Origin of the sequence: Thioalkalivibrio sp. ALE23, assembly GCF_000378545.1 — a bacterium.
Taxonomy (GTDB): Bacteria; Pseudomonadota; Gammaproteobacteria; order Ectothiorhodospirales; family Ectothiorhodospiraceae; genus Thioalkalivibrio.
Map to the genome: position 1 here is coordinate 171,256 of NZ_KB900034.1, position 23,383 is coordinate 194,638.

At 68.3% G+C, this 23,383-nt stretch carries 17 protein-coding genes and 1 pseudogene; 6 read left to right on the forward strand and 12 right to left on the reverse strand.

Going from position 1 to position 23,383, the window contains the following annotated elements; translation table 11 throughout:
* The 4 genes from F573_RS0109540 to F573_RS15405 all read left to right on the forward strand — a co-directional run.
* Positions 1-4,965 (forward strand): YDG domain-containing protein (locus F573_RS0109540; protein WP_019022397.1); only part of this gene is annotated, 4,965 nt, incomplete at its 5' end.
* A gap of 274 nt (positions 4,966-5,239) precedes the next feature.
* Entirely contained in the window at positions 5,240-6,232 is a 993-nt protein-coding gene (locus tag F573_RS0109545; protein WP_231384408.1) for a hypothetical protein, read from the forward strand.
* Complete coding sequence (locus tag F573_RS0109550; RefSeq protein ID WP_019022399.1) at positions 6,226-6,993, forward strand: hypothetical protein; 768 nt, start codon at positions 6,226-6,228, stop codon at positions 6,991-6,993. Before F573_RS0109545 ends, F573_RS0109550 begins: the two co-directional genes overlap by 7 nt.
* Positions 6,990-7,304: a hypothetical protein gene (locus tag F573_RS15405; protein WP_231384409.1), complete on the forward strand. Its 315-nt coding sequence runs from the start codon at positions 6,990-6,992 to the stop codon at positions 7,302-7,304. Before F573_RS0109550 ends, F573_RS15405 begins: the two co-directional genes overlap by 4 nt.
* Here F573_RS15405 and F573_RS0109555 read toward each other — a convergent pair.
* A pseudogene (locus F573_RS0109555) lies at positions 7,279-7,509 on the reverse strand (exo-alpha-sialidase); the annotation flags it as partial. The gene F573_RS15405 and the pseudogene F573_RS0109555 overlap by 26 nt on opposite strands.
* Positions 7,510-7,652: 143 nt before the next feature.
* Here F573_RS0109555 and F573_RS0109560 point away from each other — a divergent pair.
* Entirely contained in the window at positions 7,653-9,113 is a 1,461-nt protein-coding gene (locus F573_RS0109560; protein ID WP_019022401.1) for an amidase, read from the forward strand.
* Here the strand turns inward: F573_RS0109560 and F573_RS0109565 are convergent.
* The 3 genes from F573_RS0109565 to F573_RS0109575 form a co-directional block, all read right to left on the reverse strand.
* Positions 9,062-11,827 carry a cation-transporting P-type ATPase gene (locus tag F573_RS0109565; protein ID WP_019022402.1) on the reverse strand — a complete coding sequence of 922 codons (2,766 nt, stop codon included), beginning with the start codon at positions 11,825-11,827 and terminating at the stop codon, positions 9,062-9,064. The genes F573_RS0109560 and F573_RS0109565 overlap by 52 nt on opposite strands.
* Before the next feature lie 87 nt (positions 11,828-11,914).
* On the reverse strand, positions 11,915-12,643 hold the full coding sequence (gene bcsS, locus F573_RS0109570) for a cellulose biosynthesis protein BcsS (protein WP_018870492.1): 729 nt from the start codon (positions 12,641-12,643) through the stop codon (positions 11,915-11,917).
* Positions 12,604-14,847 carry a glycosyltransferase gene (locus tag F573_RS0109575; RefSeq protein WP_019022403.1) on the reverse strand — a complete coding sequence of 748 codons (2,244 nt, stop codon included), beginning with the start codon at positions 14,845-14,847 and terminating at the stop codon, positions 12,604-12,606. Before F573_RS0109575 ends, bcsS begins: the two co-directional genes overlap by 40 nt.
* A gap of 285 nt (positions 14,848-15,132) precedes the next feature.
* Between F573_RS0109575 and F573_RS0109580 the strand changes: the two genes are divergently transcribed.
* The gene (locus F573_RS0109580) at positions 15,133-16,035 is read left to right on the forward strand and encodes an alpha/beta hydrolase (protein WP_019022404.1); all 903 of its coding nucleotides are present in this window, start codon (positions 15,133-15,135) and stop codon (positions 16,033-16,035) included.
* A 27-nt stretch (positions 16,036-16,062) separates the two neighbouring features.
* Here the strand turns inward: F573_RS0109580 and F573_RS0109585 are convergent, their stop codons facing one another.
* Genes F573_RS0109585 through F573_RS0109620 form a run of 8 tightly spaced genes read right to left on the reverse strand, consistent with a single transcriptional unit; the run spans position 16,063 to position 23,374 of the window.
* Positions 16,063-17,778 carry a complex I subunit 5 family protein gene (locus tag F573_RS0109585; RefSeq protein WP_019022405.1) on the reverse strand — a complete coding sequence of 572 codons (1,716 nt, stop codon included), beginning with the start codon at positions 17,776-17,778 and terminating at the stop codon, positions 16,063-16,065.
* Positions 17,775-19,313: a complex I subunit 5 family protein gene (locus tag F573_RS0109590; RefSeq protein WP_019022406.1), complete on the reverse strand. Its 1,539-nt coding sequence runs from the start codon at positions 19,311-19,313 to the stop codon at positions 17,775-17,777. The genes F573_RS0109585 and F573_RS0109590 overlap by 4 nt, the downstream gene beginning before the upstream one ends.
* Entirely contained in the window at positions 19,310-20,806 is a 1,497-nt protein-coding gene (locus F573_RS0109595) for a complex I subunit 5 family protein (RefSeq protein WP_019022407.1), read from the reverse strand. Before F573_RS0109595 ends, F573_RS0109590 begins: the two co-directional genes overlap by 4 nt.
* Positions 20,803-21,150: an NADH-quinone oxidoreductase subunit K gene (locus tag F573_RS0109600; protein WP_019022408.1), complete on the reverse strand. Its 348-nt coding sequence runs from the start codon at positions 21,148-21,150 to the stop codon at positions 20,803-20,805. Before F573_RS0109600 ends, F573_RS0109595 begins: the two co-directional genes overlap by 4 nt.
* On the reverse strand, positions 21,147-22,187 hold the full coding sequence (locus F573_RS0109605) for a hydrogenase subunit MbhD domain-containing protein (RefSeq protein ID WP_019022409.1): 1,041 nt from the start codon (positions 22,185-22,187) through the stop codon (positions 21,147-21,149). The genes F573_RS0109600 and F573_RS0109605 overlap by 4 nt, the downstream gene beginning before the upstream one ends.
* Complete coding sequence (locus F573_RS0109610; RefSeq protein WP_019022410.1) at positions 22,184-22,480, reverse strand: monovalent cation/H(+) antiporter subunit G; 297 nt, start codon at positions 22,478-22,480, stop codon at positions 22,184-22,186. The genes F573_RS0109605 and F573_RS0109610 overlap by 4 nt, the downstream gene beginning before the upstream one ends.
* Complete coding sequence (locus F573_RS0109615; protein WP_018870483.1) at positions 22,470-22,829, reverse strand: monovalent cation/H+ antiporter complex subunit F; 360 nt, start codon at positions 22,827-22,829, stop codon at positions 22,470-22,472. Before F573_RS0109615 ends, F573_RS0109610 begins: the two co-directional genes overlap by 11 nt.
* Positions 22,826-23,374 (reverse strand): Na+/H+ antiporter subunit E, encoded by a 549-nt coding sequence (locus F573_RS0109620; protein ID WP_018870482.1) that lies wholly within the window; start codon positions 23,372-23,374, stop codon positions 22,826-22,828. Before F573_RS0109620 ends, F573_RS0109615 begins: the two co-directional genes overlap by 4 nt.
* Between the last annotated feature and the right edge of the window lie 9 nt (positions 23,375-23,383).

Genomic DNA, 23,383 nt, shown 5'->3' on the forward strand with positions numbered 1-23,383 from the left:
GTCGGTGCCCTGGCGGGGGTGGCCGAGGGCGATACCCGCATCGAGGATGTCTTTGCTTCCGGCAGCGTGGCCGGCGGGGACGACGTGGGCGGCCTTGTGGGTGTGGCCCGGGGCTCCACCGATCTCGAGCGCGTGCACGCCACCACGGAAGTGACGGGCGATGGGAACACCGGCGGCCTCCTGGGACGGGCCGCCGACGAGGTCTCGATCCGGGATGCCTATGCCTCGAACACCGTGAACGGTGGCACGCATACCGGCGGTGTGGCGGGTGCCACTGGCGGAGACGTTGTCGTGGATAACGTGTTCTATGACGCCGAAACCAATGTCGGTGAAATGGATGACGACCATCGGGGTGTCAGCCGGCAGGCTATCCGCCGGGCCCTGGAAGACGTGGGTGGCTGGGACGGTCAGGACTACGACGGCGATGGCGCCGAATGGGAGGGGTATCGTGCGGGCTCGCTACCATCGTTGAGTGCTGTCGATGATGATGACTATGCCATGTCACTGCCGATGGCCACACTGTTTGGCGGAGGCTTTGGCGGCACCGAACATGGCGACGAGACGGCGTACGAGATCGCCCGTACGGATCATCTGCGCAACATCCACGAAGTAGTCGGTGACGGGTATGCGTTCGAATTGGCGAATGACCTGGATCTCGCCGATGAGGCCAACTGGGATCCGATCGGTGACTCCGACGCGCCGTTTGTGGGCCGGTTTGATGGCCAGGGGTATGCGATCCGGAACCTGACCATTGACCGGCCCGACCCGTATGACCTGAAGGCCGGTGGCCTGTTCGGGGTGGCCCTCAACGCCATCCTGCGAGATCTCGTGCTGGAAGGCGTTGATGTCGTTGGAGACTGGCGCGTGGGCGCGCTGGTGGGACGTGCTCGCGCCAGGGACGGAGGCACGATGACGATCTCCGATGTGGTCGTATCCGGAGAGGTGGCAGGCGAGGAGATGATCGGCGGGCTCGTTGGTGAGACCGCTGCGGGCAAGGGCAATGAAGAAGGCGCCAGCGTTGAGTTCGTGAACGTGGAATCGGACGTGAACGTCACCGGTAGTAGTGGCCACGTCGGCGGTTTGCTGGGCATCGTGATTGGTGACGGTGAGGGTGAACAGTCCATTACGGTTACGGATGCCACTGTCAACGGGGACGTCGAGGGGGTATTCTCGAATATCGGGGGCCTCATCGGCGGCATTCATGCGAACGACGCCGGCAACATGATCGCCATCGAGAAAGCACAGGCCTCGGGACAGGTCGCGGGACGTAGCAAGATTGGTGGCCTGGTGGGCCAGGCAAACAATACGGTCGTCAAACATTCCTATGCGAACGGCCCGGTTACGGCGGGGGCCTCGGCCATCGCCGGCGGGCTGATCGGAACGGCCACGGACACCAACCTCACGGAAGTCTACGCCACCGGCTCGGTGGAAGCGGGGGACGACGCCATTGCCGGCGGTCTGCTGGGTGTCATGGAAGATTCCGGCATCGATCGGGCCTACGCCACCGGTGCCGTGACGGTGGGTGATGGCACGGACGCGCATGCCGGAGGTTTCGTGGGTCGTCTCGCCGGGGGTGCCGCTGTGAGTGAAGCCTACTCCGCCGGGCGTGTGGAGGCTGGCGAGGAGGCCGGTATCGGCGGTTTCGCCGGCGATGAGGCCGGCGACGGAAATGATGTCGAGCACAGCTACTGGGACACCGACGCCTCCGGGGTAACCGAGGACGAGGACAGCAGTGGCATCGCCAACGGCCGCAGCACCGAAGCGTTGCAGGACCGGGATACCTTTACCGAGTGGTCGCTCAGCTCCGAGGCCGGCGACGACACCGCCTGGCGGCTGTACGACGGCGCGGCCCGACCGCTGCTGCGGGCCTTCTTCAAGGACGAGGCGGTCATCGAATTTGCCCCCGAGGAAGGCCGGGAGTACGACGGCAGTGCCGTGGTGGAACTGGGGGAAGAGACCCCGTGGAGCGTGGCCGAGGGCGTGGACGAAGGCCTGATCTCGGTCGAGGCGCTGGAGTTGATCCTCGCGGGTGCCGACGCGGGTGAGCGGGATGTGCAGCGCATTCTGGGCGTTGCCTCCCCGCAGCAGGGCTACGACCTGAATATCCAGGGGCTGGAACAGTATCGGGTTGACCCTCGCAGCGTGACCCTGGCGGGTGATTTCGCCGTTGAGGACAAGATCTACGATAGCGCTACTGACGCCCCCGTGGCCGGGCCCGATGGGCTGACACTGGAGAACCTGGTAGCCGGGGAAGATCTCGAGTTGACGGAGCTGGCGGCGGCGTTCGCGAACGCCGACGTCGGAGACAATATCGAAGTGAGCCTGACCGACGGAACGCTGGCGGACGGTGACAATGGTGCCGCCGCCAATTACCGCCTGACCCTGGATGGCGCCCCGACCACTACGGCGACCATCGACCCGCGTGAGCTGACCCTTGGCGGTGAGTTCAGCGTCGAGGATCGGGAGTATGACGGCAGTGTGGAAGCGACGCTGTCCGGCACCGAAGGTTTGACCCTCGAGAATCTGGTAAACGGGGAGGACCTCGCGCTGACGGATCTGGCGGCGGCGTTTGCCGACGCCAATGCCGGTGAGGCCATCACGGTGAACCTCACCGAGGCCGCGCTGGCCGACGGAGACGAAGGCCTGGCCAGCAACTACACCCTGTTAACCACCGACTGGCCGACCACCACGGCGAGTATTGATCCGCGTACCGTGACGCTGGGTGGTGACTTCGGCGCCGAGGACAAGGTCTACGACGGTAGTGCGGAAGCGACGCTGACCGGGGCGGGTGGGCTGACCCTCGAGAGCCTGGTGGACGGGGAAGATCTCGAGTTGACGGATCTGGCGGCGGCCTTCGCGGACGCCGGTGTCGGCGAAGGCATCACGGTGAATCTTGTCGACGGGTCTCTGGCTGACGGCGCCAGCGGTGACGCCGGAAACTACCGCCTGAGTCTGGAGGATGCACCCGTGACCACGGCGACCATTGACCCGCGTGAGCTGACGCTGGGTGGTGAATTCAGCGCCGAGGATAAGGCCTACGATGGCACGGACGTTGCCACCATCGACACCACCGACCTCAGCCTCAACAACCTGGTTGAGGGCGAAGCGCTGAATCTGGAGAGCCTGACGGCGTCTTTCGAGCAATCGGATGTGGGTGAGAATCTGGCCGTCAGTCTCAGCGGCGAGGGGCTCGCGGACGGAGAGGGCGGCAGTGCTGACAACTACATCCTGAGTCTGGATGGCGCGCCGACGACCACGGCGACCATTGATCCGCGTGCCGTGGCGCTGGGTGGTGACTTCGGCGCCGAGGACAAGCTCTACGACGGCCGCGCGGAAGCGACACTGACCGGGACGGGTGGCCTGACCCTCGAGAACCTGGTGGACGGGGAAGACCTCGGGCTGGCGGATCTGGCGGCGGCGTTTGCAGGTGCGGATGCCGGAGACGACATCGAGGTGAGCCTGACCGACGGGTCCCTGACTGACGGCGCCAACGGTGACGCCGCAAACTACCGCCTGAGTCTGGACGGTGCGCCGACCACCACGGCGACCATTGACCCGCGTGAGCTGACGCTGGGTGGCGAGTTCAGCGCCGAGGACAAGGTCTACGACGGCAGTGCGGAAGCGACGCTGACCGGGTCGGGAGATCTGACCCTCGAGAACCTGGTGGCCGGAGAAGATCTGGCGTTGACGGATCTGGCGGCGGCGTTTGCCGGTGCGGATGCCGGAGACGACATCGAGGTGAACCTGACCGACGGGTCCCTGACTGACGGCGCCAACGGTGACGCCGCAAACTACCGCCTGGGCCTGGACGGTGCGCCGACCACCACGGCGACGATTGATCCGCGCACCGTGACGCTGGGTGGCGAGTTCAGCGTCGAGGACAGGGAGTACGACGGTACGACCGAAGCGGCCCTCGACGAGACCGAAGGCCTGATCCTCGAGAACCTGGTGGATGGGGAGGACCTGGGCCTGACGGCATTGAAGGCGGCGTTTGCCGACGCCAATGCTGGCGAGGCCATCACGGTGAACCTCACCGAGGCTGTGCTGGCCGACGGAGATGAAGGTCTGGCCAGCAACTACACCTTGTTGACCACGGACTGGCCGACCACCACGGCGACCATTGATCCGCGTACCGTGACGCCGGGTGGCGACTTCGGCGCCGAGGACAAGGTCTACGACGGTAGTGCGGAAGCGACGCTGACCGGGACGGGAGATCTGACCCTCGAGAACCTGGTGGCCGGAGAAGATCTGGCGTTGACGGATCTGGCGGCGGCGTTTGCCGGTGCGGATGCCGGAGACGACATCGAGGTGAACCTGACCGACGGGTCCCTGACTGACGGCGCCAACGGTGACGCCGCAAACTATCGCCTGGGCCTGGACGGTGCGCCGACCACCACGGCGACCATCGACCCGCGCACCGTGACGCTGGGCGGCGAGTTCAGCGCCGAGGACCGGGAGTACGACGGTACGACCGAAGCGGCCCTTGATGAGACGGATGGCCTGAGCCTCGAGAACCTGGTTGACGGGGAGGACCTGGAGCTGACGGATCTGGCGGCGGCGTTCGCCGAAGCTGGGCCTGGCGAGGACATCGAGGTGTCGCTGACCAATGCGGAACTGGGGGATGGGCAGAACGGCGAGGCCAGTAACTACGTCCTCTCCCCCGAGGACTGGCCCATGACTCACGCGTCCATCGAGCCCGAATCCGAACCTGAGCCCGAGCAGGGGGATGTGTCAGCCGGAGATGCGGGGAGCGTGCTGCGGCGTGCGGATGATTCTGCCGGTGGTGATACGGCCATCGATAACGAAGGACGCGCGGACCCGGCTGCGCCGGACATGGCGGTGGGTCCCATCAGCGGAAGTGCCACGCTGAGCGCGCTCATGCAGAGCGAGATCCTGGTGGATGAGCGCGACCTTTCCGGCCCGGTGGAGTTGGTCGATGATGACGACAGCGAAGAAGGCCAGTGAGGGTCCGGCTGTACCTGCGGTGATGCGATCAGTGCTTCCTTAAGGGGCCGGCCCGTCGGCACGGCCCCGATCCATGTGATGGCAAAACCTCACCTCGATCACCACCTGACCCTGGCCGAGAAGCGGGCGGCGCGTGGTGTGTAATGCGCGAGGATGGAGGCTGTCGCGGGGGGGCCCGTTCCTGCCTCGGTGACCGGGAGCGAAGCTAACAGGATGTCCGGACGCTAACAAAAAAAATGTTAGCGATAGAGAATTATGTTAGCGTTGCCCGACGATGACGCTTGGAAAGGCATTTGCGCGCTACTTCGAGCAGGAGACGGGGCTGCCCGTGACCTGGGGGCGGGCTTTGCCTGCCAATCTGCCCACGTACCTGCGCCAACTGTTCGAGCTGCACGAATGCACGATTGACGGCGAGCGCGTGGTGGCGTTGCTGCTGCGCGACGAGGGCCGAATTCGAGGCACCCGCGCCTTTGTCGCGCAGATTGAGAAGGCCATGGAATTGGCGGGCGAGGCAGACTCGGCGTACTGCCTGGTGGCCGATGCATTGCCCAGCTATCTGCGACGGCGGCTGGTGGGTGTGCGGGTGCCCTTCGTGGTGGTCGGCGAGCAGATCTACTGGCCGCGCCTGGGCCATCTGATGACCAACCAGCGCTCTCAGCGGCGGGGCGCGGCACCCACGGAGCGGCTGAGCCCGGCTACGCAGGCGGTCTTCGTGGCCATGTTGCTCGGCCAGATCGCCATGCCTGCCAGCGCGACCGCGATGGCTGAGCCACTGGGCTATACCGCCATGAGTATGAGCCGTGCAATCAAGGAGCTGGAAGGCAATGGGCTGGTGCGCACCGAGCTCCATGGGCGGGAGCGCGTTGTTGAGCTCGCCGAGCCGCCGAAGGATCTATGGCAGAAGGCGCAGCCCTGGTTGCGCAGCCCGGTACGCGAGACGGTGCGGGTGATGGCGGCGGATATTGCGGAATGGTCGCTGCCGCGTGCGGGCGAGTCGGCGTTGGCTGAGTACTCCCTGCTCGGACCGCCCGCGGAGCCGGTCTATGCCCTGGCCAGCCGCGCCTGGCGGCGGCTTGGTCAGGGCCTGGAGCTGATTCCCGTGCAGGACGACGGCACTTGCCTGGTGGAGCTATGGCGCTATCCGCCGGAAGCGAGTGCGCGCGAGGGCTGTGTGGACCCGCTCTCGCTGGATCTGAGCCTGCGTGACCGCACCGACGAGCGTGTGGAGCAGGCGGTGGCGGAAATGCTGGAAGCCTTGCCATGGTGAGAGGGCTGGAATGGTTCGCCAAGCGCTTTGCCGGCTTCGAAGATTGCTACGTGCTGATCGGCGGGGCAGCGGCTTATCTGGTGCAGGAGGAAGCTGGCCTGGAGCCCCGCGCTACGCGGGATCTCGACATCGTGCTGTGCGTGGAGTCGTTGACTGCCGAGTTCGGACAGCGCATGTGGGATTTCATCGAAGAGGGGGGCTACGAGGTGCGCCAGGCGGGAGAGGCGCCGCGCACGTTCTATCGCTTCAGCAAGCCGAGCGATCCGCATTTCCCGACGATGCTCGAATTTTTCGCCCGCGAGCCGGGGCATCTTCCGCTCGTCGAGGACAGCCACCTGACGCCGGTGCCGATTGACGAGGCGGTAGTCAGCCTGTCGGCTATCCTGCTGGACTCTGACTATTACACGCTCATCCACGCCCAAAAGCGCGAGCTTCTGGGGGTGCCGGTGATCACCGAGTACGCGCTGATCCCGCTGAAGGCGCGCGCCTGGCTGGACTTGAGCAAGCGCAGGGCCGAGGGTGAGCCCATCGATTCCAGGGACGTGAAGAAGCACCGTAGCGATATCCTCCGGCTGTACCGCATGCTCGTGCCAGGCCAGACGGTTGAACTGCCCGAGACCGCGCGGCGTGATCTGCACGAGTTTCTGGATGCGCAGCGAGGGCAACTGGATGCGGGTTACCTGAAAACCCTTGATATCACCGATGAGAGCGGTGACGAGATCCTCGATCGACTGGGGCAGATGTTCGGAGTGCAGGTATGAGTGAGCAGCAGGCCGGTCAACAGTCGCAGACGGTGGCGGAAGCGCTGGTGGCTGCCGTGCGGCGCAGCGCACGTTATAACCCGGATGTGGAGAGCGCGCCGCATTGCATCCTCTGGACGGATCGCGAGCAGCAATGGCAAAGCGTGATCCCGGCACTGCAGGGCGATTTCCCGGACCTGGACCACGATCGCTTCCTGTTCCGCCGTGAGCGTCGTGTGCATCGTCTTCAAACAGGGGTGCCTTCTCTCGCGGTATGCAATCAGGCGAGACCTGGCAAGGTGGTTAGAGCACTACCTCGCCGTGGTCGTTGATGGCCACCGAGGCGTCATCGACATAGCGGAAATCCGAATCGTTCATGCGCCAGGGGCCGCGCCAGGCCTCGCCACGCGCAACTTCGACCGATTCCTCCCAGACTACCGTCGCCGCGCCATCGTCTGCCGGGGCGGGCAGCCCCCACAGGGCCAGGGCCAGTACGCAAAGCGTCCCCAGGGTCTGTCGGTATCGGGCCTGCAGCATGTGACCTCCGGTAACCGTTGTTCCGGGTCGATTCCCGTAAGACCACGTACGGCCGGGCCAGGATCCGTACCCATGTCCCGGCGGGCTGCCGGGGACAGCGGATACCCGTAACATCGGGGCCGGGTGCGTGCCGGGAGCCGCGGATGGATTTCGAAGAATATCGGCGAATGGATGCGATGGCCATGGCGGCGGCCGTCGCTGACGGGCAGACCACGGCGCGGGAACTGCTGGAGTGCGCCCTGGCTCGCACGGATGCCGTGAACCCGGAGCTCAATGCGGTGGTGGCCCGCCGCGATGCCAGAGCTCGCGAGGAGGCGGCCGGTCCGCCGGCCGGGCCGTTCGCCGGCGTTCCGTTCCTGGTGAAGGACCTGTTTCAGGAGCTGGCCGGCGAAGGCAGCGACCGGGGCTGCCGAGCGCTGCGGGATGCCGGCGCGAGTGCGGAGGTCGAAGCCGAAATTACCCGCCGCTGGCGGGCTGCGGGGCTGGTGGTGTTCGGCCGGACCAACACCCCGGAGTTCGGCGCGCGGTCGGTGACGGAGCCCGTGATCCACGGCCCGGCCCGCAACCCGTGGGATCCGGCGCTTTCGCCGGGCGGTTCCAGCGGAGGCGCGGCCGCGGCCGTGGCGGCCGGAATCGTTCCCGTGGCCGGGGCCAACGATGGCGGTGGTTCGATCCGCATCCCCGCCTCGCATTGCGGGCTGTTCGGGTTCAAGCCGGGGCGGGGGCGTACCCCGGCGGGTCCGGCGTTTTCCGAATGGATGCACGGCGCCGCGGTGCATCATGTGATCTCCCGCAGCGTGCGCGACAGCGCGGCACTGCTGGATGCCGCGCTCGGGGGCTCGCCCGCACGGCCGTTTTCCGAGGCGGTGGCGGCCGCACCCGGTTCCTTGCGGATCGGGTATGCGACCCGTTCGCCGATCGGGACGGAGGTGCATCCCGAATGCCGTGCGGCCGTGGAGGGGACGGCCCGCCTGCTGGAGGGGCTGGGTCACCATGTCGAGGAGGCGGAACCGGCGATCGACGGTCAGCAGCTGGCGCGCGACTGGCTGACCCTGTGGTTCGGCCAGGTGGCCGCGATGGTGGAGCGGGTGCGCCAGCGTACCGGTGCGGGTGCCGCGGGTTTCGAGCTCGAGACCCGGGTGATGGCGGCGCTGGGGCGGTCGCTGTCCGCGGCGGATTACGTTGCCGCGCACGAGCGCTGGAACCGGTACCGCCACGCGATGCACGACTTTCACCAGCAATACGACCTGTACCTGACGCCCACGGTCGCACGGCCGCCGCCCCGCATCGGGGAGACCGCACTGCCCGGGTGGCAGCGAACGGCCCTGGAGTTCGTACTGCGGTCGAGGACGCTCCCGCTGCTGTGGGCCTCCGGGCTGGTCGAGCGCCTGGTTCGCGACGAGCTGGGACGGGTCCCGTTCACCCAGCTGGCCAATCTGACCGGCGCCCCGGCGATGTCGGTGCCCCTGCACTGGACCCCGCACAATCTGCCCGGGGGCGTGCAGTTCGTCGCCCCGGTGACCGGCGAGGCGAGGCTGTTCAGCCTTGCCGGTCAGCTCGAGACCGCGTCTCCCTGGTTCGACCGCGTGCCGGCCTTGCCCTGACCGTGCGGGTCGAACCCGTGGCGGCGCAGGATGGTTTTCTCGATCTCGACCAGCACGAACAGGATCACGCCGAAGGCGAGGATGCGCAGCCATTCCTCGAGGCCGATGGCGGCGGTGCCGAACAGGAACTGCAGCGGCGGGGCATAGGTGAACAGGCCCTGCAGCAGGATCAGCACGGCCACCGCGATCAGCACCGCGCGGCTGCCCAGCAGCCCGGCGCGGTTGAACACCGGCTCGAGGATGTAGCGGCTGTTGAACAGGAAGAACAGCTGACCCATGACCAGGGTGTTGATCGCCACCGTGCGGGCGAAGTCGTCGGGGACCCCCTGATGCTCCAGCCACAGGAAGTGGCCGAAGGTACCGGCGACCAGCAGCACGGAGACGAAGGCCACCCGCCACAGCAGGAATCCGGACAGCAGAGGCGTACCCGGCGGTCGAGGCCGGCGCTGCATGACCCCCGGCTCGGTGGGCTCGAAGGCCAGCGCGAGGGCGAGGGTCACCGCGGTGACCATGTTGACCCACAGCACCTGCACCGGGGTCAGGGGCAGGGTCAGTCCGAGCAGGATGGCGGCGACGATGGTGAAGGCCTGGCCGCCGTTGGTGGGGAGCAGGAACAGGATGGCCTTCTTCAGGTTGTCGTAGACCGTGCGGCCTTCCTCCACCGCGTTGGCGATGGAGGCGAAGTTGTCGTCCGCCAGCACCATCTCGGAGGCCTCGCGCGAGGCCTCGGTGCCCTTGATGCCCATGGCCACGCCGACATCGGCGCGCTTGAGCGCCGGGGCGTCATTCACGCCGTCGCCGGTCATCGCGACCACCTGGCCGTTGGCCTGGATGGCGGTGACCAGGCGCAGCTTGTGTTCCGGTGTGGCGCGCGAGAACACGTCCACGTCGCGCACCTGTCGGCGCAGTTCCTCGTCGGAGGCGGCCTCGATCTGTTGCCCGTCCATCGCGCCGCCACGGGCGCGGATGCCCAGCTCGGCGGCGATGGCCTTCGCCGTCACCGCGTGGTCGCCGGTGATCATCTTGACCCGGATGCCGGCGTCGCGGCACTTGCGCACCGCCTCGATCGCCTCGTCGCGGGGCGGATCGATGATGCCGAAGATCCCCACCAGGATCAGTCGCTGGTCTTCCAGATCCGAGTCCTGCAGTGCGGTCTGGCTGGCGTCAGTGGAACGGATCGCCACCGCCAGCAGGCGCTGCCCGCCGCGCGCGATGGCGTCGATCCGTTCGCGCCAGGCACGTTCGTCCAGCGGGCGTTCACCCTCCGGCCCCAGCTCCTTGCCGCACATGGTCAACAGCTTTTCCGGGGCCCCCTTGACGAAGATGCAGCCATTGCCGTGATGGTCGTGATGCAGACTGGCCATGTATTTGTAGGCGGAGTCGAAGGGGATGACGTCGGCACGCGGGTGTTCGGCGCGATGCGACGCCGGGTCCAGTCCGGCCTTGGCCGCCAGGGTCACGAGCGCGCCTTCGGTGGGCGCCCCCTCCATGAACCACTGGCCGTCGCGATGATGGAGTTCGGCGTCGTTACACAAAAGCCCCGCATGGATCGCCCGCGACAGCACCGCGTCCTCCTGCGGGTCGATCTCGGCTTCGTCGCGCGAGAAACCGCCGTCCGGGGCATAGCCGGTGCCGGAGACCGAGGTCACGCTGGTGGTGGTCACGATGGTGCGCACCGTCATCTCGTTGCGCGTGAGGGTCCCGGTCTTGTCCGAGCAGATGGTGGTGACCGATCCCAGGGTCTCCACCGCGGGCAGGCGGCGGATGATGGCGTTGCGCATGGCCATGCGCTGCACGCCGATCGCCAGGGTGATGGTCATGATCGCCGGCAGGCCCTCGGGGATCGCGGCCACCGCCAGGCTGACCGCCGCCAGGAAGGTCTCCACCAGGGCGTAGTCCCGCACCCAGTAGCCGAAGGCGAAGGTCAGCGCCGCGAGGCCCACGATGCCGACCGACAGCCACCGCCCGAACTGCGCGATCTGAGCCAGCAGCGGGGTCGTCAGCTTTTCGACCTCGCCCAGCATGGTGGTGATGTGGCCGATCTCGGTGCGTTCGCCGGTGGCCACCACCACGCCACGGCCCTGCCCGTAGGCGACCATGGTTCCGGAGAAGGCCATGTTGCGGCGATCCCCGAGGTCCGACTTTTCCGGGCCGGGCTCGGTCTCCTTGTCCACCGGCAGGGACTCGCCGGTCAGCACGGCTTCGTCGACACGCAGGTTGTGCACGGAGAACAGGCGGAGGTCCGCCGGCACGCGGTCACCCGCGTTGAGCAGCACGATATCGCCCGGGACCAGCTCCTCGGCGGGGATGGTGCGCCGCTGGCCGTCGCGCAGCACCACCGCCTGAGGCGAGAGCATGTCGCGGATGGCATCCAGGGCCTTTTCCGCCTTGCCCTCCTGCACGAAGCCGATGATGGCGTTGATCAGGACCACCCCGAGGATCACCCAGGTGTCCAGCCAGTGATCCAGCAGCGCAGTGCCCACGGCCGCCGCGATCAGGATATAGATCAGGACATTGTGGAACTGGAGCAGGAAGCGCTTGAGCGGTCCGGTCTGCTCCGCTTCGGGCAGACGATTGGGGCCGTGTTTCTGCAGCCGCTCGCCGGCCTGATCCTGCGACAGCCCGTGGTCCGTGTGGCTCTTCAGCTCATCCGCGACGTCCCGCGCTTCGCGGGCATGCCAGTTCGAGGGCGACTGCTCCGGCTGGTCTTCCAATGCACTTCCCCTGTATGGCCCGTATCTGACCCGGCTCTCATCCTGCCGCGACGCGGGCGGGATGTCACCCGTGCCGGGCCGGCCGCGTCAGCGGAAGTGACGCACCAGTTCAAGCCCGAGGTAACCCCCGGAATCGCCACCGTCGCGGATCTGCTTGTGTCCGGTCTTCACGACCATGTCGAGGCCGGGGCGGACCTCGCGCATCTGCAGGGCCAGTCCGCGATGGACGGCGTCGTAGTCGCGGTCCCCGTGGAACAGTACCTCCGGCCCGAGGTAGTAGCGGCTGTCGCCCAGCCGCCGCATCGCCCGGCCGCGGGTCCAGTAGGCACGGTCGGCCGGGGTGATGCTGACCCCGCCGGTGACGATCCAGCGCTCGTCGATGATGCGCCCGGCATCCATGTCCAGGACCGCGCGCAGCCGTCCGCCGACCACGTCGCTGTCATCGGGCTCGGGGTCCAGTCGGGTGTGGTACCAGGCCGCCCCGACATAGGTACTGAGCCAGCCATCCTGTACCGGGAACTGGTAGCCCAGCGCGGCCGAGGCCCCGGTGGCCCGGCCTTTCACGGTGGTGTCGTTGTCGGGGTATTCGTACTGCGAATAGTCCACGCGATAGCGCTGCGCCCAGCCGTTGCCGAGCTCGCCGTCGTTGGGAATGATCGCCGCGGTATACGCATAGCCGCCGTCGAACAGGCCCTCCACGCCGGCCAGACCCAGCCAGTCGGCCCGTACGGGCAGGGCGAAAATGGCCAGCGGGAGGACCAGGGCAGCGGCCCCGGTCAGGCCGAGACGGCGCTGGTTTCGGCGGGTTGCGGGCATGGAGTGGCTTCCTTTTCGGTCTGGAGCTGATAGAGGTGAACCGGGCCGTCGGCGGTGGCCAGCAGGCGCGAAGGCCCGATGGTGGCCCGCAGTATGCCGGCTCCGGTCTGGTACGGGCGCGTATGGATCTCGATGGCACCGCCCGCGATCAGGGGGCGGTTGACCAGCAGGTACGGGTCGGCCCCCGGCGCGGGGTTCACGGTGACCACGCCGTAGAAGGCCTCCGTGTCGTACTGCACCGGGAACCGACAGGTACAGGCCGTCCAGTAATGCACCGCGGCCAGGTGGCGGGCGAACTCGGCCACCGGCGTTCGTGTTGCGTCGCGGCGCTCGGCCAGGCGCATCAGCGGGGTGCGGGCCTGCTCGCTGTAGCCCTGTACGTGCCACTGCAGGTCGTTGCCATGCAGGAAGGCTTCCAGGCGCTGGTGTGCCGTCTCGTCCGGTGCCTCGAAATGCAGGCCGTGGACCCGGCTGTAGTGTTCGCCGTCGGGGGCGGTCTCGGTGCGAGAGAACCGTACCCGTGCGGTCAGCGCCAGCGGGCCGCCCGGCAGATGCAGGTTGACCTCGAGCGGGGTGTCCTCGTCGGTGCCCGGGGGCAGCGCCCCGTAGGCACGGCAGCCGCCGGGTGACAGGTCGTCCACGGTCAACAGACGCGGGGCCCGGTCCGGGGTGGCGACCGACATCGCCACCGGGATCGGAAAGCGGTAGTCGGCGCGACGGAAACGCTCGTTGCGCGCGGTGTAGCGGAACAATGCCACGGCGATCAGGATCAGCACGCCGGCCCACAGCACGTTGGCGATCAGGGCGTCACCCGGCAGGTGCCCGTACGCCAGGTACAGCGCGATGCCGGTCGGGATCGCGAGGGCGTTGAAGGCCAGGATGAACCATTGCGCCCGCAGCGGCTGCGGGCGATCGTTCCCCGTATGCCGGCTCTTGGGCGTGACGCGGAAGGCAAGGTGCCGGCGGAACAGCCCGAGTGTCGCGCGGGCGAAGATCGCGAAGCGGGCGAAGTTGTACTGCTCGATGATGGTCGTGCGACCGTACCCGCGGGTCAGTTCCTCGAAGGCCCAGAAACTCAGCAGCATGTACGGGATGAACACCATCAGAAACTGCGTCACGGTCACGCTGATGGGCAGCACGCCGGTGACCAGAACGATCGCCGGGATGGTGTAGAAGATCAGGCGCTGCCAGCCGTCAAAGTAGGTGAGCATGCTGGCGAAGTAGTTCATGCGCTGCGGCCAGGTCAGGCCCGGGTTGGTCAGCACCCGCTCCTGACGCCACACCTGCATGGCGCCCTGGCCCCAGCGCAGGCGCTGTTTGAGGAAGCCTTCCGGGTCGATGGCCGCGATGCCGAAGGCCAGCGGCTCCGCGTGATAGATCGAGCGGTAGCCCCGTTCGTGCAGCCGGATCGAGGTGTGCAGGTCCTCGGTGACCGTGCCGGTGGCGAATCCGCCGATCTCGTCCAGGCAGCGACGGCGGGCGATGGCGCAGCTGCCACAGAAAAACGCTGCATTCCAGTAGTCCTTCCCGCGCAGGATGACGCGGAAGAACAGGGACTGTTCGGTCCACAGCTGCTTGCGGTCGGGGTCCAGGCGATGCTGGTACGAATCCAGATTGTAGAAGTCCTGCGGGGTCTGGACGAAGGCCACGCCCTCGTCGGTGAAGTACCCCAGGGTGTTGGTGAGGAAGTGACGGTGCGGTGCATGGTCGGCGTCGAAGATCGCGACGAAGTCGCCCTGCGCGTGGGCCAGGGCATTGTTCAGGTTGCCGGCCTTGGCATCTTCGCGGCTTTCGCGCACGAGATAGCGACAGCCAAGGCGCTCCGCCAGGGTCTTCATCTCCGGTCGGTTGCCGTCGTCCAGCAACCAGGTCTCGTGCGGGTAATCCATGCGCACGCAGGCCAGCAGGGTGCGCCGGACAACGGCCTCGGGCTCGTTGTAGGTCGGGACGAACACGTCCACCTTGAGCCCTTCCGGCGCGGGGGGTGGCGTTCGCACGGTCAGACGCCAGTTCATGATCACGTGCATGACTATGGTCAGCACACCGTAGATCTCGGCGCCGTAGACCAGCCAGGAGAAGGTCAGGGCTTCGGGGTTGAGCGTGGTGAAACGCCAGATCAGGTAGAAGGCGGCAACCGCCAGGTAGAAAAGAATCAGACCCCGCTGCGGGAAAGTCAGCGGTTCGAATTCGCGGGAACGCGGCATGACGTGCCTCAATGCTGTCGGAAGTGCGCGACTGTTGCCCGCGAACGGCCACCCTGGTCGTCCGCCCAACCGCGGTGGATGTCCAACAGCCCTGCATCCGCCTGCCGAGGTTACTGCAATTCCCCGCAGGGAACCCTGGATTCCAGTATCCGCGCTTTACCCCCGGGGTCAATACTTCGTGGCCAACATTGCACGGAATATTTGCATGGTTCACGCGGTCTTCCTGCAAAGGCCCTGCGCCCCGTGTTTCCCGACCATCCCGTTCGACCCATGGAGGCCGTACGCATGCGCAAGAATGTACTCCCGACCCTGACCGCACTGGCCGTTGCCATCGGTCTTTCCCTCCCGGCTGCCGCCGCCGAACGCGTGACCCTGGAACACGACGGCCTGAACCTGGTGGGGCATCTCGCCGAGGGCAGCGGCGCCGCGCCGGAGGACGGCGTGGTGCTGATGCTGCACGGCACCCTGGCCCACGGGCGCATGGAGGTGATGACCGCGGTGCAGGACCTGCTGGCCGAACAGCACGGACTCAACACCCTGTCGATCAATCTCAGCTTCGGCATCGACGAGCGCGAGGGGATGTTCGAATGTGACGCCCCCGTGACCCATGGTCCCGAGGAACACATGGACGAACTGGGGGCGTGGCAGGACTGGCTGGCCGGCCAGGGCTACGGACCGGTCACCCTGATGGGGCACTCCCGCGGCGGCAATCAGATCGCGCGTTATCTGACCGAGCGGGAACCGGACAACATCGCCGGGCTGACCCTGCTGGCACCGGCCACTTTCGACGCCGATGAAACCGCGGCGCAGTTCCTCGAGCAGACCGGCACCAAGCTGGACGAGGCCCTGGAAGCCGCGCGCGAAAAGGCCGGAGCGAACGGGGGCATGCTGGAGGATCACCGCTTCCTGCAGTGCGAGGCGCTGGAGGTCGCGCCGCGGGCATTCATCGGCTACTACGAGCCCGGCCCGCAGCACGACACGCCGAGCGTGATCGACGGCATCGCGACCGAGACCCAGGTGATCATCGGCGAGGAAGACGACGTGGTGCCGGATCTGCCCGAACGCATGGCGGCGCTGGAGGATGATGGTCAAATCCGCGTGGATACGGTGCCCGGTGCCGGGCACTTCTTCCGCGATTTCTTCGCCGACGATGCCGCCGACCTGATCGCGGAGTTCGTGCGCCGCTGACCGGGGCGCAGCCCCGTGCGGCACCGGTCAGGGCGGGAACGCCATGGCCGTGTACAGCCCCAGTAACGACAGAGCGAACAGAAACGCCAGACGTCCCCATCGGGTCATGCGTCGTTCGGCCCATTCCAGCTCATGCCGGGCGATCCTTTGCGCCCGGCGCCACCGGGCCCGCAGGCGCGGGTGGAGGCGAATCTCGCGCAGCGGACTGACCCGGGCATGCAGGCCCTGCGCTGCATGGATCAGCACATTCGCCAGGATCGCCACGTCCCCTTCCGGGACGTGACGGGCCATCCATTCGCGCAGAACCATGCCCCCCAGTGCGCCCAGGGCCAGCCCGGCCAGGACGGGCCACAGCAGGGAAACAGTCGCGAGCTCGGGGAGCGGTACCTCGGGCGAGGCCAGGGCCGTCAGTGCGGCCACTGCGGGCAGGATCAGGGACATCGCCGCAAGCAGCGCCCAGGGCAGCCAGCGCCCCGTAGGCAGCGGGCGTGTCGTCAGCGCCAGATCCTGGCGCAGGCGCCACAGGAAACGCAGCACCAGCAGGGTAGTCCCGATGGCCGCCAGGGTCAGCAGGTTGTAGACCAGTCCCGTGCCGTTCGCGGTCAGCGGCGCCTTCAGCAGGTCCTTGGCCATTGCCCCGCTGGTGAACGGCAGCCCGGCCAGGGAGAAGCCCGGCAGGGCGATCAGGCCGAGCACCGCGTAGCGGTACCGCCACGAGCGGGGGAGCTGTCCGGCGATATCCACCGCGAGAAACAGCGAACCCTTGGCCAGCCCGTGGTGCAGGGCGTACATCGCCACCGCGAACAGCAGCGGTTCGCGCATCGCGGGCAGCAGCAGCGCGAGCCCGACCCCGGTGGTCATCAGGCCCATCTGGCTGATCGACGAATAGGCCAGGATGGTCTTGGGCCGCGCCTGGAAGAGCCCCGCCAGTGCGCCCAGGAACGCCGCCGCCAGCCCCAGGGCGACCAGCACCTCGCCGAGCACGGCGTGGCCCGTGGCATCCAGCGGCAGCAGGCGCAGCCAGCCCAGCAGCCCGGCCTCGATCATGGCTCCTGAAAGCACCGCGCTGGCGGGGATCGGTGCGGCAGGATGGGCCAGTGGCAGCCAGAAGTGCACCCCGAGCATGCCGGCCTTGATGCCCAGTCCCAGCACCAGCAGCACCATCGCCGCGCCCTCGGGCCGTGCCGCAGCGATGGCCGCCAGCGTGGTCTCGCCGCCCGCCTGGTGGATGGCGAGCATAAGACCAGCGAACAGTGCGACCTCGCCGAACACCGACAGCACCAGATACAGCCGTGCGGCCATCCAGGCCTCGGTGCTGCGCTTGTGCACCACCAGGCCCCAGGCCGACAGGCTCATCAGCGAGAAGAACAGGTAGAACGACGCGGCGTCCTGCGCGAGGATCAGCCCCAGGTTGCCCGCCATCGACAGCAGGAAGAACACGAAGAAGCGCTGCCGCGCGGGATCCTCGCCGCGTTCGTGCAGCGCGTGCAGTCCGGCCGCCAGCCACAGCCCGGCAGTCAGCGCGAGGAAAACCCGGCCGATCGGGTCCAGCCCGAGCTCCACCCCGGTCAGCAGCCACGGTAGCGAGGCCTGCTTGCCCTCCGGGCCCAGCGCGGCCAGCAGCAGGGCGGGCAGCGCGGCCCAGGGCACCAGACGCAGTGGCGCGCGGCCCGGCCGCAGCGACAGCGCCGCGGCCAGCAGCAGCGGAAGCAGCGGCACCCCGAGCAGGATGAACGCGTTCATGGCGTCACCCCCGTGCCGTTGTCCATGTCACCGGCTGGCACCAGCACGTAGCCGCGTTCCACGATCAGCTCCACCCAGCCCAGCGGGCTCAGTTCCAGCCCGGCCAGCAGCCCCGGCAGCAGCGCCAGCACCGCCACGAACAGGGTCGGGAACAGCAGCATCCAGTGGGCCTCGAAGCGGGTCTTGTGCGCCGGCGGTCGGGTCACCTCCGGCTCGGCCATCCAGCCGGCGATGATGGGCGGCAGGAAGTAGGCCGCGTTGAGCAGGCTGCTCAGCGCCAGCACGCCCAGGATCCACGCCGCATCGCCCTCCAGCGCGCCCAGCCCCAGATACCACTTGGAGATAAACCCGGCCAGCGGCGGCAGCCCGATCATGCCCAGTCCGCCGACCGTAAACGCGGCCATGGTCAGCGGCATGCGCCGGCCGACCCCGCGCATCTCGCGGATCTCGTGGATGCCCAGGGTCTCGGCGAAGTTGCCGGCACAGAAGAACAGCGTGATCTTGGTCAGGCCCTGATGCACCAGATGTACCAGTCCGCCAATCACGCCCAGCGGTCCGGCGAGCGCCACGCCCAGCGCGATGTAGGAGACCTGACTGACGGTGGAGAAGGCCAGCCGCTGCTTGATGTCCTGAGCCCGGAGCGCCTGGATGGAGCCGTAGATGATGGTCAGCGCGGCCAGCACCAGCAGCACGTCGGTTAGGTGCAGGGTCGCGGCCAGCTCCAGGCCGAACACGTCGTTTAACGTGCGCACGAGACCGAACGCCCCCGCCTTGACCACCGCCACCGCGTGCAGCAGCGCACTGACCGGGGCCGGCGCGACCATGGCCCGCGGCAGCCAGGAATGCAGCGGGATCAGCGCCGCCTTCACCGCGAAGCCGGCGATCAGCGCCAGGCCGATGATCTGCAGGAGACCGTGCAGCTCGCCCGGCAGATGCTGCAGGTAGCCGCCCGACGCGAACGGCTGCGAACCCGCCAGCAGGTTCAGCGCGATCACCGCAAGCAGCAGCACCAGCCCGCTGGTGATCGTGTAGCCCAGATACAGCCGGCCCGCGCGCAGCGCCTCCGGCGTGCCGCGGTGGACCACCAGCGGCCAGGTGGCCAGGGTCAGGATCTCGTAGAAGATCACGAAGGTGATCAGGTTGCCCGACAGGGCGATGCCCACGGTCGCGCTCACGCACAGCGAGAAGAAGCCGAAGAAGCGGCTGCGCCGCGGCGACCCCTCCAGATAGCCGATCGCATACAGGGTGGTCACGAACCACAGGATCGAGGACAGGGTCGCGAACAGCAGTGACAGGGCGTCGGCCGCGAGTACGAAATCCACGCCCGGCAGCAATGTCAGCCCGAACTCGAAGGTCTCGCCCTGCTGCACCCCGAGGAGCAGCACCCCGACCAGTACGAGCTTGATCCCCGCCGCGGTCAGATTCAGCAGGGTGCGCAGCCCGTGGCGCTCTTCCGGCAGGAAGAAGATCACCAGTCCCGGTACCAGCGAGCTGGCCAGGATCGCGAGCAGGAGCAGGCCGCCGTCGGCGTTCATGACACCCCCGCCGTGTGGCCGAGCAGATGCAACAGCGGTGCCCCGGCCAGGCCCATGGCCGCCGCGCCCACGGCCAGTGCCAGCGGCATCCATTCCATGCCGGCGGAGACCGGGACGCCCGGATCACGCTCACCGCGGGCGAAAGCCGGTGCCACCATGCGCAGGATGTACGCAGTGGCCAGCAGGGAGCCCAGCGCGACCATCACCAGCCACAGCGAGGTCCAGATCTGCATGATGGCGGTGGTCTCCGCCGCGCCGTGCAGCCCCGCTTCCAGCAGCAGATACTTGGCCAGGAAGCCGCCGGTCAGCGGCAGCCCCATCAGCGAGATGCCGCCCAGGCCCAGGGCAAACACCGTGCGCCCGCGCGCCCGCAGCACCGGTCCCAGGGCATTCATCCGGTCGTGTCCCGCAGCCTTCTGGAGCGTTCCGGCGCCCATCAGCACCGCGGCCTTGGCCAGACCGTGGGCGAAGGCGAAGAACACCACCACCGGCCAGGCCGCCGGCTGCAGGATCAGGATGGGGAAGGCCAGCGCGATGTAGCCCATCTGCGCCACCGTCGAGTAGGCCGCCACGATCTTGAGTCGGGGCGCGCGCAGTGCCTGCAGCGAGCCCCAGAGGAGAGCCGCGCTGCCCAGCAGTCCCAGCAGCACGGCCAGCGCGGGGGTGCCCAGCGGCGCGAAGATCAGCAGCCACAGCCGCAGGATCAGGTAGAACATCGCCGCCACCACCATGCCCGAGAGCATGCCGCTGACCGGCGCCGGCGCGCTGGCATGCGCGGTGGCCAGCCACACGTGCAGCGGGAACACCGCGGCCTTCATCAGCAGTCCGCCCAGCATCAGCACGGCGGCCATGCGCTCGGTGGGGCCGTCTCCGGCCAGCTCGCCCAGCAGCGTCAGGTCCAGCACGCCGAACTTGCCGTACAGCAGTGCGGCCCCCAGCAGGAACGACAGCGAGCCGAGCAGGTTGATCAGCAGGTATCGCATCGCCCCGGTCACCGCGTCGGTATCGCCGGTAAGGGCCACCAGCGCCACCGCGGAGATGCTGGCGATCTCCAGGGTGATGTACAGGTTGAAGGCATCACCCGACAGCACCAGCAGGTTGAGCCCGCCCCACAGCCACAGCCACAGCGGCCAGAACTGGCGCTCTCCCGCGGTCGAGCGGATGTAGCCGCGGGCGTACAGGCTGCCGGCGAGGGCCACCAGCGCGTTCAGCAGCATCATCGCCAGCGCCAGCCCGTCGAGGTGCAGGGTGACGCCCAGGGGGGCCTCCCAGCCGCCCAGCCCGACCCGCACTGCGGGGCCATCCATTTCCGGCACGGCGTCGAGGAACAGCCCGAGGGTCGCCAGCAGCCCGAGGATCGCCAGCGGCAGACCCAGCAGCCCGATGCGCCGGGCCTGCCACGCCCAGGCGGAGGCGATCAGCGGCAGCCCCAGCGAGACCGCCGCCAGGGCCCCGGTGGCGAACACCAGGGACTCGGGCGTGGCCGCGTTCACGGGTCTTCGGGACGGTCGCCGCGGTGGGTTTTCAGCGGCCCGGGGAGCAGCACCGCATGCCCGGTCAGGCGCGCCAGATGCACGGTCAGCGCGAGGGCGAACGCGGTCGCGCTCACCGCCACCACGATCCCGGTGAGCGTCAGCGCCTGGGCCACCGGATCCGGCGGGGCATCGCTACGCGCGGCGATGCCCAGGAACACCATGAACACCCCGGAGCCCATTATGTTCACTGCCAGGATGCGCAGGATCAGGTGACGCCGGCGGATCAGTCCGTGCAGGCCCAGCGCGAACAGCGCGGCGCCGCCGAAGGGATACAGGGTTCCGGGATCCAGGGATTCGATCATGCATCCTCCCGCGGGGAGCGTCCGCCGATGAACAGGGCGACCAGGGTCAGCGCGATGGACAGGGTCGCGCCGGTCTCGATGATCAGGATCAGGGGATAGGCCAGTTCGCGCGGCCAGCTCAGCAGCGCAGGGCCGGCGAACAGCCCCCAAAGCCCGATGGCGAGGAACAGCAGCGCCCCGGCCGTCACGCCGATACGCAGCAGCCGCGGGTCCGGGTCGGGCAGCGAGTGCGGACGCGCGAGGCTCATCAGTATCCCCGCCGCGCCCAGCACCGCGCCGGCCTGAAAGGCGCCGCCCGGGGCATGGCTCCCGGCCCACAGGAGATACACCCCGGTAACGATGGCCACCGGCAGCAGCAGCCGCACCGCCCCCGGCAGGACCGGGCCCGGCGCCGGGCGGGCGGGCAGCGCGTCATGGCGCCCCAGCGACCAGGCCCCCAGCCCGGCCAGCAGGACCATGGCCAGTTCCAGCAGGGTGTCCCAGGCGCGGAAATTCAGCAGCACCGCAGTGATGCCGTGGTCCACCCCGGAGACGTCCATGTGTGCGGCCACCGCGGGCTGCAGGCCGGAGCCGTGTTCCTGCGTGGCCAGCGTTGCCATCAGCAGCAGGGCCAGGCCGACGGTCACCGCCAGCGTGATCCAGCGTCCGCGTGCCGGGGTCGGGGCACAGCTCAGCGCCACACTGCCGGCACCCGGGTCGCGGGCGTCGCGGGCCTCCGCATCCGCGTTGCCCGTGTCGGATGCCACCGGATCCGGGGGCGGGCTCGGGCCCGCGTCCCCGCGGTGCGGGTTCATGATGTGCTTCAGCCGTTCCAGCGTGACCAGCAGCAGCGCCCCGGTGATGCCGGCCCCGATGGCGGCCTCGGCCAGCGCGATGTCCGGGGCCTCGAGCCGGACCCAGGCGATCGCCAGCAGCAGGCCGAAGGTGATGAACAGCACCACCGCGCGGAACAGGTCGGTGCTCGCCAGGCAGCGCCAGGCCACGCCCAGCAGCCCGGCCAGCAGGACGATGTCGAAGGCCAGCAGTGCCGCGTTCATTCGCGCCGCTCGAACTCGCCGTGGGTCCAGGTGCGCTGGGCGACCATGTGCGCTGCGGTGGCCCCGGCGGCCAGCACCAGCACCCAGATCAGCGCCAGCTTGAGGATCATCGCCGGGCCGTCGGCCTGCAGCATCAGCCCCAGCACCACCAGACCCAGGCCGAGGTTGTCGGCCTTGGTGAGTGCGTGCAGACGGGTATAGACATCGGGAAAACGCAGCAGCCCCAGGGTGCCGGCGGCGAAGAACGCGAGCCCCGCGAGCACCAGCACGGCGGTCAGCAGATCAGCGATCATGCGTCTTCTCCGTCGGGTTATGCCCCGGGTGATGCCCCGGGTCGTGCGGCGGCTCTTCTTCTACCGGGGTTTCGTGCATCGGCGTGCCCGCCGGCTCCGGCAGCCCGTGCTGGCGCACGAACGCGACGGCCGCCACCACCGCCAGCAGGGCGAACACCAGCGCCACGTCCACCAGCGCCGACTGGTCCAGGGCAAAGCCGAGCAGTAGCAGGATGCCGACCCCCGAGGTGCCGAACAGCTGGGCAGTGAGCATCCGATCACCTGAGCCCGGGCCACGCAGCACGCGGATCAGCCCGAACAGGATGGTCAGCAGCAGGAACCCGGCGGCGGTGACCAGCAGCAGGTTCATCGGGCGCTCCCCGGAGAGTCAGGGTCGAGCCCGTAGAGCCGTGCGATGCGCCGCTCGAGTTCCATCAGCGTGGCTGCATTGTCGCTGCGGCCGTCCAGCACGTGCAGGGTCATGCGGCGGCCCTCCAGGCGGACCGCCAGGGTGCCCGGCAGCAGGCTGAGCATGGACATGAACAGGGTCAGCGGCGGTCCGTGCGGCAATTGCACGAAATACGCCTCGAAGTCCGGTTGCAGCGGCAGGCGCGGGTGTACCGCCCGCCAGGCGACATCGACCCCGCCCTGCACCGAGGTGCGCAGGAAGAAACCGAGCAGGCCGGGCAGGGCGGTCGGGTTCAGGCGCAGGGCGCGCCCCGCGGGCAGCGCGAGCACGGCCCCCCCGGTCAGCGCGATGGCGAGCCAGGCGAACGGGTGCGCCAGCGCTGCGCCCCCGGCCAGCACCGCCCACAGCGCGGCCGCGGCAAGCATCGCCAGCAGCGCACGCAGCCACCCGGGCCGGCGGGCGCGCCGTACGGGCGGGTTCGAGCTGGACTGGCGGGTGTCGTTCACGCCGTCATT

Coding starts and splice junctions, on each gene's coding strand:
- F573_RS0109575 (WP_019022403.1), bottom strand. CDS start 14,847: ATGCCGCGTTCCCGCGAATTCGAACCGCTGACTTTCCCGCAGCGGGGT.
- F573_RS15405 (WP_231384409.1), top strand. CDS start 6,990: ATGAGTGAGCAGCAGGCCGGTCAACAGTCGCAGACGGTGGCGGAAGCG.
- F573_RS0109615 (WP_018870483.1), bottom strand. CDS start 22,829: ATGAACCTGCTGCTGGTCACCGCCGCCGGGTTCCTGCTGCTGACCATC.
- bcsS (WP_018870492.1), bottom strand. CDS start 12,643: ATGCCCGCAACCCGCCGAAACCAGCGCCGTCTCGGCCTGACCGGGGCC.
- F573_RS0109605 (WP_019022409.1), bottom strand. CDS start 22,187: ATGAACGCGGCACTGCTGGCCTTCGACATCGTCCTGCTGGCCGGGCTG.
- F573_RS0109610 (WP_019022410.1), bottom strand. CDS start 22,480: ATGATCGCTGATCTGCTGACCGCCGTGCTGGTGCTCGCGGGGCTCGCG.
- F573_RS0109560 (WP_019022401.1), top strand. CDS start 7,653: ATGGATTTCGAAGAATATCGGCGAATGGATGCGATGGCCATGGCGGCG.
- F573_RS0109580 (WP_019022404.1), top strand. CDS start 15,133: ATGCGCAAGAATGTACTCCCGACCCTGACCGCACTGGCCGTTGCCATC.
- F573_RS0109545 (WP_231384408.1), top strand. CDS start 5,240: ATGACGCTTGGAAAGGCATTTGCGCGCTACTTCGAGCAGGAGACGGGG.
- F573_RS0109600 (WP_019022408.1), bottom strand. CDS start 21,150: ATGATCGAATCCCTGGATCCCGGAACCCTGTATCCCTTCGGCGGCGCC.
- F573_RS0109585 (WP_019022405.1), bottom strand. CDS start 17,778: ATGAACGCGTTCATCCTGCTCGGGGTGCCGCTGCTTCCGCTGCTGCTG.
- F573_RS0109590 (WP_019022406.1), bottom strand. CDS start 19,313: ATGAACGCCGACGGCGGCCTGCTCCTGCTCGCGATCCTGGCCAGCTCG.
- F573_RS0109550 (WP_019022399.1), top strand. CDS start 6,226: ATGGTGAGAGGGCTGGAATGGTTCGCCAAGCGCTTTGCCGGCTTCGAA.